Annotated in this window: 13 protein-coding genes; 9 read left to right on the plus strand and 4 right to left on the minus strand. The window is 34.2% G+C overall.

Annotated features, from left to right (window positions below; genetic code table 11):
- Positions 1–847 precede the first annotated feature (847 nt).
- Positions 848–1,423, minus strand: a complete 576-nt coding sequence (locus tag MOC86_RS13900; protein ID WP_268584691.1) for a TetR family transcriptional regulator — start codon at positions 1,421–1,423, stop codon at positions 848–850.
- 308 nt (positions 1,424–1,731) lie between these two features.
- On the opposite strand from MOC86_RS13900, the gene MOC86_RS13905 reads away from it, so the two are divergent.
- The 5 genes from MOC86_RS13905 (at position 1,732) to MOC86_RS13925 (ending at position 6,913) form a co-directional block, all read left to right on the plus strand.
- Positions 1,732–3,273: an NAD(P)/FAD-dependent oxidoreductase gene (locus tag MOC86_RS13905; RefSeq protein ID WP_268584692.1), complete on the plus strand. Its 1,542-nt coding sequence runs from the start codon at positions 1,732–1,734 to the stop codon at positions 3,271–3,273.
- Positions 3,274–3,433: 160 nt separating this feature from the next.
- A complete protein-coding gene (locus tag MOC86_RS13910) occupies positions 3,434–3,667 on the plus strand; it encodes a ferredoxin (protein ID WP_268584693.1) in 234 nt (77 codons plus the stop codon).
- Between the two features lie 72 nt (positions 3,668–3,739).
- A complete protein-coding gene (locus MOC86_RS13915; protein WP_268584694.1) occupies positions 3,740–4,732 on the plus strand; it encodes an NAD(P)/FAD-dependent oxidoreductase in 993 nt (330 codons plus the stop codon).
- A 511-nt stretch (positions 4,733–5,243) separates the two neighbouring features.
- Complete coding sequence (locus MOC86_RS13920; protein ID WP_268584695.1) at positions 5,244–5,918, plus strand: response regulator transcription factor; 675 nt, start codon at positions 5,244–5,246, stop codon at positions 5,916–5,918.
- On the plus strand, positions 5,915–6,913 hold the full coding sequence (locus tag MOC86_RS13925) for a sensor histidine kinase (protein ID WP_268584696.1): 999 nt from the start codon (positions 5,915–5,917) through the stop codon (positions 6,911–6,913). Before MOC86_RS13920 ends, MOC86_RS13925 begins: the two co-directional genes overlap by 4 nt.
- Before the next feature lie 22 nt (positions 6,914–6,935).
- On the opposite strand, the gene MOC86_RS13930 is transcribed toward MOC86_RS13925, so the two are convergent.
- A complete protein-coding gene (locus tag MOC86_RS13930) occupies positions 6,936–8,900 on the minus strand; it encodes an ABC transporter permease (protein ID WP_268584697.1) in 1,965 nt (654 codons plus the stop codon).
- A complete protein-coding gene (locus tag MOC86_RS13935; protein WP_268584698.1) occupies positions 8,897–9,643 on the minus strand; it encodes an ABC transporter ATP-binding protein in 747 nt (248 codons plus the stop codon). Before MOC86_RS13935 ends, MOC86_RS13930 begins: the two co-directional genes overlap by 4 nt.
- A gap of 1,064 nt (positions 9,644–10,707) precedes the next feature.
- Here MOC86_RS13935 and MOC86_RS13940 point away from each other — a divergent pair.
- Positions 10,708–11,469, plus strand: coding sequence for an IclR family transcriptional regulator (locus MOC86_RS13940; RefSeq protein ID WP_268584699.1), 762 nt, complete (start codon positions 10,708–10,710; stop codon positions 11,467–11,469).
- Between the two features lie 99 nt (positions 11,470–11,568).
- Here the strand turns inward: MOC86_RS13940 and MOC86_RS13945 are convergent, their stop codons facing one another.
- Positions 11,569–12,333 carry an IclR family transcriptional regulator gene (locus MOC86_RS13945; protein ID WP_268584700.1) on the minus strand — a complete coding sequence of 255 codons (765 nt, stop codon included), beginning with the start codon at positions 12,331–12,333 and terminating at the stop codon, positions 11,569–11,571.
- Between the two features lie 576 nt (positions 12,334–12,909).
- Between MOC86_RS13945 and MOC86_RS13950 the strand changes: the two genes are divergently transcribed.
- From MOC86_RS13950 to MOC86_RS13960, 3 genes are all read left to right on the plus strand, one after another.
- Positions 12,910–14,013, plus strand: coding sequence for a glycoside hydrolase family 88/105 protein (locus MOC86_RS13950; protein WP_268584701.1), 1,104 nt, complete (start codon positions 12,910–12,912; stop codon positions 14,011–14,013).
- Positions 14,014–14,172: 159 nt separating this feature from the next.
- A complete protein-coding gene (locus MOC86_RS13955) occupies positions 14,173–15,720 on the plus strand; it encodes an MFS transporter (protein ID WP_268584702.1) in 1,548 nt (515 codons plus the stop codon).
- 169 nt (positions 15,721–15,889) lie between these two features.
- Positions 15,890–16,528 (plus strand): bifunctional 4-hydroxy-2-oxoglutarate aldolase/2-dehydro-3-deoxy-phosphogluconate aldolase, encoded by a 639-nt coding sequence (locus MOC86_RS13960; RefSeq protein WP_113752517.1) that lies wholly within the window; start codon positions 15,890–15,892, stop codon positions 16,526–16,528.

Genomic DNA, 16,528 nt, shown 5'->3' on the forward strand with positions numbered 1-16,528 from the left:
CTTTGTTAGTTCTGATTGTGCTGCAACAGCATTCACTAACTCATTTTTGTTCATATCAAACACCTCATCCTTTTATTTTGGGACCATATGTAGAAAGATTACTATAACACAGATTTGAGATATCTGTCTCTTAATAAAATTAGATAAACGGAAGCGAAACTCCTTTTTTTATAAGATGTATGTTGGGATTAACTCTATGGCACAGTTAAGTGAGCGATTGTTACATTATTAATCAGTCATATGGATAAGTACCTTAAAATCAATTCTACGAAGATCGGATACCGATAATTCAGCTTATGTTAACTAGCTTTATACATCAGATTTATGTACTTCTATATAGAAAAGATTATTTTTAATTGTTTTTTAATTCCTATTATGTCTAATTACAGCTAATGGAAGTGGCGCACTAGAATTTCGAGAGACATTTTAAGTAAATTGAATGTTTTAGAAGGTAAAAAACTAGAAGAATGGTACAGTTGATTTAAAGAAGGCTTTATCAAAAGTTAGTTACATAGATATCTTGGTGCTCATCAATGAATTTGTCTCTGTAAATTAGATCTCTTTTAGCTACAGTGAGATAAAATTTGACTTAACATAACACCGTTTAGAGGAAGTAAAAAGCACAAACTGGTTAATTATTAACGAGTTTGTGCTTTTTCTTTATATAAATTAAAAAAGAAGAAGATTAAAAACCATCTCCTTTTTGTTATATTAATTACGTTTAGGTACTCTTCTTTATTTCATATACTTAACGACTCATTTGAGAGAATACTATGATTTATCAAACGTTTAGAAAAAGCTCAATAACCTTCATTACCTTGTCCTAAGAGAATAAAATATTCATTACTTATTCTTTACCAATCGTCTTATCCTGAATCTTTTCAAGATGTTCCAAATTCAATATCTGTTTGATCTCGTTATAAACTTCCTCACCACTAAGAGCCATATCATTCTCAATCCACCAATTTAAAACGCCTAAAGTAGCTCCCACAAATGCTGCCATAGTAACTTCTGAAGAGGGAGGGATGTTTTGAGTGTTGGTTTCACTCATAATCTGTTGTTTCATTTTTTCAGTCATTTCTTTTCTTATAAGATATCTTAATGAGTCCCTTTCTTCTACGAATAGTTGAGAAAATAATCGTCTATACTTAATTGCCACGTTAAATAACTTTAGGTGCACTTCTTCTACACTACTGTATTCAAAATGAAACTCCTCGGCCATTTCTTTTAATGAATAAGCCAACAAATCATATTTGTCATTAAAATGTGTATAGAATGTAGCGCGATGTACCATTGCTTCTTCACAAATTTCTTTTACAGAAATGGAGTGAAAAGAATGATGCTCTATTAAAGAAAGTAACGCTTGAGAAAGAAGCTTACGTGTTCTTTTGACTCGTAAGTCTTCTTTTTTTTCTTTCGCCACATACATTACCTCGTTTCTGTACTGTTAATAGACAGTTTCGCTATATTGTTTATTGATAAACTTAATTATACATCTTAATATTTAAATTACAAGAGTAAATAAAATATACATGTGTCTAAAAGGTGTATTCAGAATATTTTAATGATGACAAATTTAAATACACCATGTACTTCTACTCTTGTGAAAAAATTTAAAAACCAGGTGACAGAATCTCTTCTATTTTAACTTCTATCTAAATCGTAGCATCTGCACATCAAATCATTATTATTTACGCTTCCAATCGGAAGATATGAAAGGAGACCGTAAAAATGAAAAAATCGTTTACACCTTATCAATCGAAAGAAGAAAAAGCCATTGTTATTGGAGGAGGCATTGCAGGTTTACTCACAGCTCGCGTTCTTTCTAAGCATTATGAAGAAGTCATCATTGTAGAAAGGGATGAGCTACCTCAAGAGTCATCTACTCGTTCAGGTACGCCCCAAGCTTTTCATCCTCATCGTGTTTTGACACGTGGAAGTATGATTATGGAACGTTTCTTTCCTGGCTACATTGATGATTTATTAAATCAAGGAGCTCCTTCCACACAAAATAAAAAAGGGAGTGTATTCACTTCACAAGGGCGTATACAAATGGTTCATCTTGAAAAAAATGTATCAAGCAGTCGAGCGCTATTAGAGTGGACGTTCCGCCAGCGTGTACAAAAAATCTCAAATGTACATTTTCTTTCCAAAAAAGAAGTAACAGGTCTTCAAATATCGGATGATTACAAGCAAGTGAAAGGGGTTCATATAAGAGAACGAAGTGAACAAAAACAAAAACAAGAACAAACAGTGTCTGCTGATTTAGTAGTAGATACAAGTGGACGCTCTTCCAAATTACTTAAATGGTTTGAATCTATGAAATTTGAAGTGCCACAACCAGAACGTTTAAAAGTATCTCTTGGCTATAGTACACGATATTACCGAGTACCGCCCCATGTTAGGGAGAAATGGGGGGCTGTGGTTTCAGAAGCACAACCAGCTAAAGGAATTGGCGCGGGAATGATAGAATACATCGAGGATAATATGGCCCAAACATTATTATTTAGTGCAGGTGGTGCACACTATCCGTCAACGAACCCAGAAGAATACGAAAAAGAATTAGAACTCACTAGCCCTATGATTGGGGAAATAGTCAAAGAGCTAGAGCCAATAGGTGTTCCACGGGGCTATCGTATATCTGAATCAGTTCGCCAACATTTTGAACAAATGGAAGATTGGCCAGCTGGGTTACTTGTAGTCGGCGATGCTTTTTGTAACTTTGACCCCATTCATGGACAAGGAATGACAGTAGCTGCTATTGAAGCTGAAATGTTAGACATTTGCTTACATGAAAAACAACATACCTCTCAACCTCACTTTGAACGCTACGTGCTGCAACGAATGCAGGAAGCGATTGAACCGGCATGGTGGCTTAGTTCAGTTGCAGATTTACGTTGGGAAGGCATTGAACATACTGGGGCTGAACCATTAAAAGGTGTGTCCTTTGCACAGAAGTATTTCAATTTGTATCTTAAACAAGCCGTGAAATTAGCGAACGAAGAGAACAATACTTCTATGTTCCTGAAATATTTTATGATGAATGCATTAGTCCTTTCCCCACGTGACATTATTAATGCACGTACACTGAACATGTTGTTGAGCGGAGATGGATCTCTAGAGAAGCAGCAATTGGTAGATGAATTAGGAAACGTAGATGAACAACAAATACAAGAAAGATTAGATGAGCTGATTCCTTCCTTTTCATTGGAAGTTGATGAGAAGGTCTTACAATCATTCTCTTCCATGTTCCCTTCTAATACCAAGGTATGAAAATAAATACAGAGTTTATTATACTGTTCATGATTCCTAAGGAAGTAAGAAATGAGAAGAAGTGACGTTCATTCGTAAAATGTATTTATAAATTTATTGGTCAAGGCTCTTTGATTGCTTCAATGATCATAGAGACTTGACGAGTAGAAAGGAAAGAAATATGCGTATTTATACAAAAGTAGACCAAGATACATGTATTGCATGTGGAGCTTGTGGAGCAACAGCCCCAGATATTTATGATTATAATGACGAAGGCATTGCGTTCGTATTAATCGATGAGAATCAAGGAAAGATACCGGTTCCTCACGACGTAGAAGAGGATGTTCAGGATGCGTGTGAAGGATGTCCAACGGATTCCATCAAAATAGCCAATACACCCTTCACTAGAGAGTAAAGGCAAGAAATAAACTTACGTGTTAAATCAATGGAGGGAAAGAACAATAATGCAGATAGAGGTGAAAAAAATATGACACAAGAAAACGACATCTATGATATTACGGTTATTGGCGGAGGACCTGTTGGCTTATTTACAGCGTTCTACGGAGGGATGAGACAAGCTAAGGTGAAAATTATTGAAAGCCTTCCTCAATTAGGTGGACAATTAACGACATTATATCCAGAAAAGTATATTTATGATGTGGCTGGTTTTCCAAAAGTGCGGGCGCAGGATCTAATTAACGGGCTAAAAAAACAAATGGAGCCGTTTCATCCTACCGTTTGTTTAGAAGAAGCTGTTGAACACGTCGATAAACAAGCGGATGGAATCTTTAAACTGCAAACTAATTGTGGTATTCATTACACGAAAACGATTATTATTACAGCCGGGAATGGTGCATTTCAACCACGAAAGTTAGACTTGAAGAAAGCTGAAACATTTGAATTATCTAATCTTCATTACTTTGTTGAAGATATGAATCAATTTGCGGGAAAGAGAGTGGTTCTATTTGGAGGAGGAGATTCAGCTGTAGATTGGGCGCTCCTGTTAGAATCAATTGCCGAAAAAGTGATATTGGTCCATCGTCGAGATAAATTTCGTGCACATGAACATAGTATTGAACAATTAATAAATTCTTCTATCGAAGTGAAAACACCCTATGTTCCAACCGAGATTATTGGAGATAAAGCCATTACTCAAATAGTCGTCGAGCATACCAAAGAAGGAATAAAAGACACCATTGAGGTAGATGATGTCATTGTCAACTATGGATTTGTTTCTTCTTTAGGTCCAATTAAAACCTGGAATCTTGAAGTAAATAAGAATGCTATTGTGGTGAATTCAAAACAAGAAACGAATATTCCTGGAATTTATGCAGCTGGAGACATTTGTACGTATGATGGAAAAGTCAAACTCATTGTAGCAGGTTTTGGAGAAGGACCTACAGCCGTCAACAACGCGAAAGCCCACATGGATCCTGAAGCAAAAGTACAGCCTATGCATAGTACATCCCTCTTTGCTTAAATAAATGGATTTTGGTGTGAAAATTAGAATCATATAAAAAGAATTTATTATTTCTAATAAAATGTCTTGTTAAAACAGGATCTTAAATAGTTTATGAATGTTTTTATTTGATTTTAGGCAGACTTGTCTTGTAAACGAGTTGCCTTTTTTTATTGTACAAGGTCTTCCTGGTGATAAATATGGTTGTCTAATGGTTGAGAGACTTTTAATATATCGGATAAATAAAGTATAGTCTTCGTTTTTAAGCTATATATTGTATATATTTTTAGTTAACATAAAATCCATTACAGGAAGTAATAAAAGCTCAAACTTGTTGAATGCCAACAAGTTTGAGCTTTTTCTTGTCATTTAGGTATACTTTTACAAACGCAATCAAACAACCTATTCCATTAAAGGGCCATTTTCTGTAGTAACGTATTGTGCAAATGACAGGAGTTTGGAATAATTGGTATTATGGTGCTAAAACGCACGTTAAACCTTTATGAATTTAGTTCATGAATAGGAGATTGTTATGTTTAAAATTATGATAATTGAAGATGATGAAAAGATTAGAAAAATAGTAGCTGATACGCTAACGAAGTGGAAATATGAAGTTATAGAGATTAAGGAGTTTGACCACATTCTAGATGATTTTGAGAAATCCCAGCCTGATTTAATTTTATTAGATATAAACTTGCCAACCTTTGATGGCTTTTATTGGTGCCAGAAGATTCGTGCAATCTCAAGTGTGCCCATTCTGTTCCTTTCCTCTAGAAATCAAAACATGGACATCATCATGGCTATTAATATGGGAGGGGACGATTTTATACAGAAGCCCTTTGATTTAGATGTTCTTGTAGCAAAAATCAGTGCATTGTTACGCCGGAATTATACTTATCAAAATGGACCTAACTTAAAGTTAACGCACCGGAACTTGTCTTTGTATGTAACAAACTCAACCATCCAGTTTGAGGAACAGTCTATTGAACTTTCACGTAATGAGTTTATCATCTTGCAATTGATGATGCGCAGAATAGGGAAAATTGTATCCAGAGATGACTTGATGCAAGCTCTTTGGAATGATGAACAGTTTGTCGATGATAATACACTGACTGTTAATGTAAATCGATTAAGGCGTAAGATTTCTGGAATTGGATTAGAAGACTTTATTGTAACACGTAAAGGAATGGGGTATCTGATCGAATGAGGTTAATACAATTTTTAAAACACGAGAAGCCTTATATCTTTTTGTTAGTTTTTATCTTTTGTATGGTTTCGACCGTGTTTTACACTGACACCAATATGACATGGAACTGGTACACTTTTCTATATGCTTGGGTATTAACGCTTTTCGTATTAATTATTTTCTTTTTGTACCGGTATCAGCAAAATTTACAAGCGATCCGAGCCAGGGGTGACGAAGATCATGAGAACCTTTCTTTAGAGGCAGCCTTTTTACAGCAGTTGATTGATGAGAAGGAAAGGGAACATATAAGGTCTCTCAATCAGATTCATGAGAAACAAAACGAGTATTACGATTTTATTGTATCGTGGTTTCATGAAATTAAAACACCCATCTCAGTGCTACGATTGATGCAGCAGACAGAAATCGATGTCAAGAGTTTTCATGATGAGGTATCAAGGATAGAGCATTATGTGGATCAAGCACTTTATTATGCAAAGTTAGATAACTTTAATCAAGACTATGATATTAAGAATTGTGATTTGAATCAATTGGTGAAAGAGGTTATAAAAACTCATTCTAAAACATTTATTTCTAAGAAAATCCGCCTGCAGTTACAGATAGAACCCATCACCATCCAAAGTGACACCAAATGGCTGCAATTTATCCTGAATCAATTAATTTCAAATTGCTTGAAGTACACGGAAGAAGAAGGGGAAATAAAGATTGAGACAGGTTCTGATTTAAAAGAAAAGCAGCTGATTATTAGAGATAATGGAATAGGTATAGAAAAGACAGATTTACCACGGATATTTAATAGGGGTTTTACAGGATCTAACGGGCGTACATACACAAAATCTACAGGGATGGGGTTATATTTAGCCCAGCAGTTATCCAATAAACTTGGTCACTATATTACGTGCACCTCTGAAACAGGTTTGTATACCGAATTTGTTATGCACTTTCCCAAAAATGTTGATCCATATTTTAATATGCAAAAAAACGCAATGAGACCATGATAAAGGCCATTGCGTTTTCTAATTAATATTTCTGATTTACGATTTTGTAGTAGAGATTTGCAGAAGACAGATAAAACAATACATAAATCATAAAGTATATAGCAAAGATGAACCAGAGCATCGAAGTAAGTTGCGGGAAATCTTGAACAGAATCCAGGATATAGTATTTTAGAATGAGCCAGCTGTGCAGAATGCCTAAGATTAGCGGAGGGAAGAAAACAAAGAGAAGTTGTTTACGGATTACGCTTTTCAATTCACGGTCTGCGGCACCTATCTTTCGCAGAATGGAATACTGTCTCTGTTCTTCCGTTGCTTCCCGCAATTGTTTAAAGTAAATAACGCTAGCCAATGCAAACAGTGCAATGACAGCCAGGAAAGCAGCTGCAAATAACATTAAAGATGAACTTTCTATTTGCTTTGAATACACATCAGCAAACGAAGAATAGTAAGTGTCGGGCTTCTTCGTAACAATGGCATGTATATCACTTGATAAGGATTCAGCCTGCTTCTCATTTTCAATCTCATAAATTTCAAAAGGGATTATTTTGGCTGTGCTTTTTAAGTTTTGATAAGCGTTATCTGAAATAATCAAGACTGCGGGCTTTAATATCATCGATTGAACAGGGTCGCTGGCCCAGCCTAATAATGCGTAATCTTTCTTCTCTACTAGTTTTAGAGTGATATCTTTATTAACATTCACTTTAAAACGCGGCAACTGATCAGAGGGGAAGGATTTTGGGAAATCTGTTCCTTGTGACAGAGATACAGCTTCCATATCATCTAAATGGATTTCCTCCTGATTTCCACGCAATGAGATGATTTCGTTATATGCTTTTTCAGGAAAAAGAAATACGTCCTTTGAAAAATACTCAGGGTTCTCAAAAGCAAGGTTCATGTCTGTATTTGGCTTTCCTACTAAGGCTTCCAAAGTTTTGTGATACTCTATTGAGTGATCGGAATTTTTTATTTTAGCATCAATTCTATCGTTTGTTTCCTTATCCAATGACTGGTATGCAATATCATTCGGTAAATTCCTGCCGACAGCTTCAAACTGGACAGCATAATTGATTGAAACGAATCCAATTAAGAAAATAATGGTCGCACTGAACAAAGAGATGAAGGTAAGATTTAACGTATTCGACCTTATTTGGAAACGCAATGACGAGATCCACAATACCCTATTGCCTTCATGGAAATTATGCTTCTGGCTTATCTTTTGAAGCAGCCAACCGGAGAACTGACGGAAGAACAAATACGTTCCACCAATAATGCCGACTGTTACAGCAATCATGCCGAAAGTTGCGTGTTCTTGCCATATGCTTGATTCTTTGCCCCGGCTGATCAGATAGAATTCCGTTGCTAATAACACTAACGATAAAGCTGCCATAATGAACGAAGAAGGTATGGGTTTTTCCATTTTTTCTTTGGCATGAAACAACTCCACCAGTTGCACGCGACTGATCATGATGAAACTTTGGATACTGACGATGATCGATAGCAAGAGAAACAGGATGATTGTCGAGCCGATCGCTTGAAAAGGAAAATTTAACGTAATAACATTGTCGTATTGCATTAAGTTCATTAACGCCATACCGAATAACTTGGACAATAGACCGCCAAGAAGTATTCCAATTACAAGCGAAAATGATCCAATGATCAAATTTTCAACGAATACCATTCGGGTAATCTGGCTTTCTTTCATACCTAGAAGTAAATAGAGTCCAAATTCCTTCTTTCTTTGCTTCATAAAGAAAGAATTAGCATAAAGAATAAAGAAAATGATAAAGAGGAAGATAACCACGGAGGCAATCGACACCCCCGTTTGGAAATTCTCTTTATTTTTGAGTACATCCAATATATCCTGGTTATACATCAGTGATGAGAAGGTGAAATGGATCATAACACCTGTAATCATGGCAAACAGATAAATCGTATAAACACGGAAATTACGCTGAACGTTCCGGAACGTTACATTCAGTAAGTTCACCTTTGATTCCCTCCCATGGCACTCTGGATGTGAAGGATTCGATCAAAGAAGTCATTTTGACTTTGGTCACCTTTATATAGCTCGTTTACGATTCCTCCATCACGCAAGAAGATAACTCGTTTACAGAAGCTTGCTGCATAGGAGTCGTGTGTAATCATAAGAATAGTCGTTTGAAACGTTACATTTAAGCTCGCTAACTGTTCTAATAATTGTGTTGCTGATCTGGAATCAAGAGCGCCTGTAGGTTCATCTGCAAAGACAATTGCAGGATTTGTAATAATGGCACGTGCAGATGATGCCCGTTGCTTTTGACCACCAGAAACTTCTGTCGGGTATTTCTCCTGAATTTCTTCAATATTCAATGCCTGAATAACTGGTCTCAGCCGTCTTTCCATCTCATCCGTAGAAAATTTCCTTAATGAAAGGGGCAGAAGAATGTTCTCTTTAATCGTTAAAGTATCAAGCAAGTTGTAATCTTGAAAGATGAAACCCATTCGTTCTTGGCGAAATGTGCGTAATGCTTTTTTGTTTAAATCTAACAAAGCTTGTTCTTCAAGCCAGACTTCCCCGCCAGAAAATTTATCAATCGTCGATAGCACATTCATTAGTGTTGTTTTTCCTGAACCAGAAGGCCCCATAATAGCTGTAAATTCACTCGAAGTTATGGTCAGGTCAATATTTTTTAAAACCTGTGTCTTTCCATAGGATTTAGATAAATTTTTAGTTTGTAATACTTTTTTCAACGAAAATCTCCTCCTCATGTTACATACTATAAAATTCATCCTTTTCCCTACCATAGATGTAACAGGAAGTTAGATTACAATTTTGTCACATTACAATTTGAATATGTAAAATAAATGTTAGCGACTAGTGAATGTAATAAATGGAATTCTTAAATCAATTTTCGAATGTCAACTAATACAAATTATACGTATATGATGAATATTATTTCTATGATAAAAAAATAATTATTATATATTTATATTATCCAGTGAGATCAGTGCTAAATCTTTATTATTTAGCACTTACATTATATTCTTAAGGAGATATCCTCTTTATGTTCCAGATAGTAAAAAGCACAAACTTGTTTCAGGACAACTTTTTTCATTTTTTTCCATTATAAACGAGCACAATGTTCATATCCATTAATTACCTTTTTACTCCATAAAAGGTGAACACAAACATACGGTTCGTAAAGTGGACGTCCGTAAAAGTGTATGTTTACGGATAATTTAATTTTATAACCAATCTAGCATTTTTAAGTTCGTTTAATTTTTAAATTAAATTACGAACGTTCTTTTGAATACATCCATTTTTACGAACGTTTTTATTAATATAATAGAGAGTGAAACACAAAAAGAATATAAAAAGAGAAAATCGGGATACATGCATGTAGGGGGGCTGAGATTAAAATGAGGGTGTCAGCATCAATTTATGGATAAGGAGTTTATTCTCAAGACATTTTCATCGGCAAACAAAGTGGAGAAAAAGTCAATGGGGAGCAGCACCAAATGATGAAACGGATGATTCGTATTGAATACTAATATTAGGATATCTAAGTGTTAGAAGGGTAATTTGAAGTTTTTACGCCAGAATTTTTTTATCCTTTCTTACATTATCTTTCTCCTAGAATCAAAGTTTAACCTTAACTGCATTATGTTTTCTTTTTGTACGGTTAATGATATGATTTTCACGAGTCTGTTTGACTTGTGAATTTTTTTACACTTACAAAATACCTAAAAAAGAACTCTTTTATAGTATATAAATGATTCCATCCTCTCTTAATCAACAATAGGAAGTGATACAAATGGAGAAAACAAAGCAGCCTTATGGAACGGTTCTTATTAAAGCCTCCCATATCTTAGATTTTTTATCGAGTTGCGATGAACCGCAGTCTTTGAATATAATTGCCAAAGAAACTGGTCTAACGAATTCTACAGCTTTAAAAATACTAGACACTTTACTCATGATAGGCTATGTCCAAAAAAACGCCGAGTTAAAGAAATTTAGTCTCGGTTTATCAATTATTAAATATGCTAATAAATCAATAAATAATTTAGATATTAAAAAAATCGCACAACCGCATTTAGAAGAGTTACAAAGAGTAACGAATGAAACAGTTCACTTAGGTATTCAAGATAAAGATAGTATTATTTATATCACAAAAATAGAGAGTAAAAATCCTATATGTCTCTATTCAAAAGTTGGCAATAGTATTCCTATGTATTGTTCAGCAATGGGAAAAGCTATTTTGGCCTATTCATCAGATGAAGAAATTCAAAATTATTTAGATCGTCAGCCATTAAATAAATTAACGAACAACACCATTACAAATAAGTCTGAATTTACGGAAGAGATTTTGAAGGTTAGGGAAATGGGTTATGCTTATGATAATGCTGAACATGAAGAAGATGTATTTTGTATTGGAGCCTCTATTACTTTGAATAACAAAAAGTATGGGGCATTTAGTGTTAGTATTCCTAAATATAGACTGACGGAAGAGTTTCAAAAACAAATTATTGAAGCAATACAAATTTGTAAAAATAATATCTTAAACGATCTTCATTAACAGAGAATGTGAATTAGAGTTAAATTTAGCCAAGGACTTCCTTATAGAAATCCTTGGCTTTTATATGTTTTTAAATTCTTTGTTATAACATAAGAAAACTTAGTTTATATAACCTAGTTTCTTGGAGATGTGCTCACTGCATTCTTTGGCATATTTTCCGTAGATGTTGATTTCTTCTTCTGGAAAGCGAAGTGTTGGCACAGAAATACTGAGGGCACCAACTACATTCTTAGAAAAGTCAAAAATGGGAGCTGCCACACATCGTATTCCAATTTCAGTTTCTTCATTATCAATTGCGTATCCATTTTCCCTTATTGATACTAATTGATCTAGAAAATCATCAATTTTTGTAATCGTGTAAGGGGTATTTTGCACAATTTCACTTTTATTCCATACATCTATTACTTTTTCCTTATTAGAAAATGCAAGAATGGCTTTCCCTACAGCTGTACGATACATCGGATTCTTCTTTCCTATCCATGTATGCATTCTTATTGTGTTAGTAGATTCAACTTTATGTATATAGACGATTTCAGTTCCTTCTTCAACAACAAGATGAATTGTTTCCTTTGTTAATTGAGCCAATTTTTCAAGATCAGGTTTTGCCTCCTCTAATAAATCAAGGTCTTGTATTCTTTTATTACCCATTTCGAATAATTTGAAGGTACATCTGTATTTATTTGAATCTTTTACTTGTTCAATATATCCGTTACTCACAAGCGTTGATACTAATCGATACACTGTTGTTTTATTTAAATTTAAAGATTTACATATATCAGTAATACCAATTTGATTGTGTTGAGACACGATTCCTAAAATCGCTAACGCTCTATCAACAGATTGAACGGTGTCACTCTTAATCAATATTGCCACATCCCATAATAGATAATTTGTTTAACGTTATTATTAATTATAGAGGTTTCCTACTTAAAAATCTATTACTCATTATACAATGGGAAAAGGGAGTATTTATTTCAAAAAATCAGATCTCCATATAAAAAAGTCAAATGATTAATGAATTCATAATTATAAAACCCAAAAAATATCCACATTATGATGATTTAATACAAAAATATAAAGTGATAAAATTGTCTATTTTGATTTGTTTATAGTTGTTATATGTGTTTATATCTTTGTTTTTTGTGTATAATCTTTTGAAAATATGAAAAACATATTGATATTTAATAATACTTTTCGTATAATGAAATAAGAATTCACAATGTGAAAAAAAGGTTGATTAATAAATTATAGTAATCTAGAGTAAAAGATAAGCATGAAGTATTATAATTGAAAGCGCGTTCAATATTTCAGACAAATATTCTTATTTATTTCATAATTGTGAATCCCGATACTTTTTGTAGAGAGCAAAACGAGTAAAGAGATAGGTCAAACTATGAAAAGTATGAGAGGTATAATTTATTTTTGCTTGGAGGGAACAGCATGATTCAAAATAAAGCATTTATTGAAAAAGAAGAAGTAATAAGCTATATCAATTTACTAATGAATAATCTTTCACAGATTAAAGATAATACTGGGGAATTTTTGCTGCATTTTGATGACGTAGTCGTAGATGACAAGAGTTGGGCAATGTGGAATTGGCCGCAAGGTGTAGGATTATATGGAATACATAAATATTCAAGACTATCAGGCGATCAAAAAGCTTTAAAGATTGTAACAGATTGGTTTAAAGATAGATTTGAAGAAGGAGTTCCACCTAAAAATGTAAATACAATGGCTCCGCTTTTAACATTGGCCTTTCTATATGAAGAAACAAAGGATAAATCACTTATTCCTCATCTTGAAGAGTGGGCAGAATGGGTAATGCATGATATGCCACGTACAAAAGAAAACGGACTGCAACATATGACATATGGTCCGGAAAATAAAAACCAGCTATGGGATGATACGTTAATGATGACTGTATTACCATTAGCAAAGATAGGTATGCTTTTCAATAAACAAGAGTATATAGAAGAAGCTAAAAAACAATTCTTAATACACATTAAATATTTAAGTGATCGAAAAACAGGATTATGGTTCCATGGATGGACGTTTGAAGGAAATCACAACTATGCAGAAGCCCTATGGGGAAGAGGGAACTGTTGGATTACCATTTCAATTCCGGAAATTATAGAAATATTAGAGTTAAAAGAAGGGGATTTCTTTAGAGAATTCTTGATTGATACATTAAAGAGACAAGTAGAAACATTGGCTCAGTATCAAGATGAAAGCGGTTTATGGCATACACTAATTAATGATAAAACATCTTATCTTGAAGCCTCTGCCACAGCAGGGTTTGCATATGGAATTTTAAAATCTGTTCATAAAGGCTATATAAGCCAAGAATATAAGGAAGTTGCTTATAAAGCTATTCAAGGAATGCTGAGAGAAGTAAATGAAGATGGAGCTTTACAAAAAGTTTCAGTTGGAACAGGTATGGGAGATAGCTTAGATTTTTATAAGGAAATTAAAATAACAACAATGCCGTATGGACAGTCATTAGCAGTTCTCTGCTTAGCTGAATTTTTATATTCCTATAGTTAATTACAAGGGGGCATTACGAATACTCATTAGAAGTGTAACACTTCATGAGTATTCGTAATTTAACTATAGAAAGTCAATTTTATTATTAAATTGAAAGTAGATATTCAGTTCACATCTATATGAAAGCGCTTCTAATATATGACGGGAGAGAAAATGGGGATGGAGAAGAGACAGATAAAACTTGTTAATTATTTAGCGTATGGATCCACCGATTTTTTAGGTGCAGGTGCTTTTGCTTTAACAGCAGCTTGGCTATTGTATTTCTACACAACATTTTGTGGGCTAACCCCAGTTCAAGCTGGATCTATTTTTGCAATTGCTCGTTTTGTCGATGCTATAGCAGCTCCGGTAATGGGCTATATAACAGATAACTTTCATAAAACTAAACTCGGAAAGAAATTTGGAAGAAGAAGATTCTTTCTATTGATTTCCATTCCTTTAGTGCTTTGTTATTCCTTAATTTGGGTCAGCGGAATGAGTTATTGGTACTACTTACTTACATATATCGCCTTTGAAATTGTGTATACAATGGTGTTAATTCCTTATGAAACATTAGCATCAGAAATGACGACAGATTTTAAAAAGCGTGCAAAGTTCACTGGTGCCAGAATGTTTACCGCTCAGCTATCAGCCGTATTTGCTGCATTTATTCCAGGAAGGCTAGTTGAAGCGTTAGGAAAAGATGATCCTATGACTTTCCTTTATGCAGGAACCATCTTTACAGTCATTTTTGTTTGTGTATTAACATTTGTTTACAAATTCACATGGGAAAGACCTTTAGAGGATATATTAAATGAAGAAGTGCAAGAAGAAAAAATTCCATTTTTTGAAAATGTAAAAAAGGTATATATAGATCTAATCTCAACTTTAAGAGTCAGAGTGTTCAGGCAACATTTAGGGATGTATTTAGGGGCTTATCTAAGCCAAGATATCTTTAATGCAGTCTTTACGTATTTCATTGTTTTTTCACTTTCACAAGATGCAGTTGCAGCTTCCAATTTAATGACAGTTATGTATCTGCTGCAAATCTTTGGGGTATGGATGGCTATGACTATAACTTTAAAATTAAATCCAGCTCCAGCATATAGAGTCGCAATTTCTCTGTTTATGATAGGTGTCATTGGATACTTAGTTGTTTATTATGCTAATCCGTCCAATTTGATGGTAATGTTGTTCATTTTGATAGGTATAGCGGGCCTTGGAAGAGGTGGATTAAACTTTATTCCTTGGAACAACTATCCTTTTATTCCAGATGTAGATGAAGTTCTTACAGGGCAAAGAAGAGAAGGCGTATTTGCAGGTATGATGACATTTATACGCAAAGCTTCTCAAGCACTTGCTGTGTTCCTTGTTAGTTTTATTCTACAAGAAGCTGGTTTTGTTTCAGGAAAAGATGTTCAATCAGCTTCAGCACTTAATGCTATCGTGGCAATTTTAACAATAGGAACCTTAATTTTTCTTGTTGGAGGTTTTTTAATCTCTTACAGATACAAGTTAACAAAAGAGAATCATACGATTTTATTAAATGAGATTAGCAGGTTGAAAAGTGGGGGTTCTATGAGTCACGTTGACGCTACTGCGCGTAAAGTGGTTGAACAATTATCAGGGTGGCAGTATGAAAAGCTTTGGGGAAACAATCCAGTTGGATATAAAAATAGGATTGCTTATAAAAATCTTCAAGATAAAAAGAAGTCAAAAACAAGTTAAACAACCGTTTTTAATGTGAAATTCCATTATAGAAGCTTTAAATAGACTCATTAATGATTGAAATTTCAAATAGTTTCATATATAATTAGAATTGTTAATTTCCAAATAAGAAATTATATTTCTTATTTGGAAATACTGATATCCTATTTCTCTGGAGGATGACTCAAAAATGAATATATTATCTAAACTTTCTGATTGTGGAGTAGTTGCAGTTGTAAGAGGTGATTCAACAGAAGAAGCTATCCGTATTTCTGAAGCATGTATAAAAGGAGGCATAAAGGGTATCGAAGTTACATTTACTGTTCAAGATGCAGATACCGTGATCAAAGAGCTGGTCTCTATCTATGATAACAATGACAATGTCATTATCGGTGCGGGAACAGTGCTTGATGCCCAAACGGCACGTATTGCAATTTTGGCTGGGGCTGAGTTTATTGTAAGTCCAAGCTTTGATAAAGAAACGGCAAAACTATGCAACTTATATAAAGTTCCTTACATGCCTGGTTGCATGACAATTACGGAAATGAAAACTGCATTAGAATATGGTGCAGACATTGTGAAATTATTCCCAGGAAGCGCCTTTGGTCCTGATTTTGTTAAAGCAGTAAAGGCACCACTTCCTCAAGTCAATATTATGCCAACAGGAGGTGTAAACTTAGAAAATATTAAAGAATGGATTCAAAATGGTTGTACGGCTGTAGGAGTAGGAGGCAATTTGATTGCTCCAGCGAAAACAGGGGACTTTGAACAAATTACCTTACTTGCTCGTCAGTATGTAGAAAAAGTGCAAGAGGCAAGGGTGGGGTAA

The sequence above is a fragment of the Priestia endophytica genome (assembly GCF_026790145.1).
In the GTDB taxonomy this organism is placed as follows: domain Bacteria; phylum Bacillota; class Bacilli; order Bacillales; family Bacillaceae_H; genus Bacillus_I; species Bacillus_I endophytica_A.

Bases quoted from the DNA above. Each gene is read 5' to 3' on its own strand.
- MOC86_RS13905 (WP_268584692.1), top strand. From the start codon at position 1,732: ATGAAAAAATCGTTTACACCTTATCAATCGAAAGAAGAAAAAGCCATT.
- MOC86_RS13910 (WP_268584693.1), top strand. From the start codon at position 3,434: ATGCGTATTTATACAAAAGTAGACCAAGATACATGTATTGCATGTGGA.
- MOC86_RS13915 (WP_268584694.1), top strand. From the start codon at position 3,740: ATGACACAAGAAAACGACATCTATGATATTACGGTTATTGGCGGAGGA.
- MOC86_RS13920 (WP_268584695.1), top strand. From the start codon at position 5,244: ATGTTTAAAATTATGATAATTGAAGATGATGAAAAGATTAGAAAAATA.
- MOC86_RS13925 (WP_268584696.1), top strand. From the start codon at position 5,915: ATGAGGTTAATACAATTTTTAAAACACGAGAAGCCTTATATCTTTTTG.
- MOC86_RS13940 (WP_268584699.1), top strand. From the start codon at position 10,708: ATGGAGAAAACAAAGCAGCCTTATGGAACGGTTCTTATTAAAGCCTCC.
- MOC86_RS13950 (WP_268584701.1), top strand. From the start codon at position 12,910: ATGATTCAAAATAAAGCATTTATTGAAAAAGAAGAAGTAATAAGCTAT.
- MOC86_RS13955 (WP_268584702.1), top strand. From the start codon at position 14,173: ATGGAGAAGAGACAGATAAAACTTGTTAATTATTTAGCGTATGGATCC.
- MOC86_RS13960 (WP_113752517.1), top strand. From the start codon at position 15,890: ATGAATATATTATCTAAACTTTCTGATTGTGGAGTAGTTGCAGTTGTA.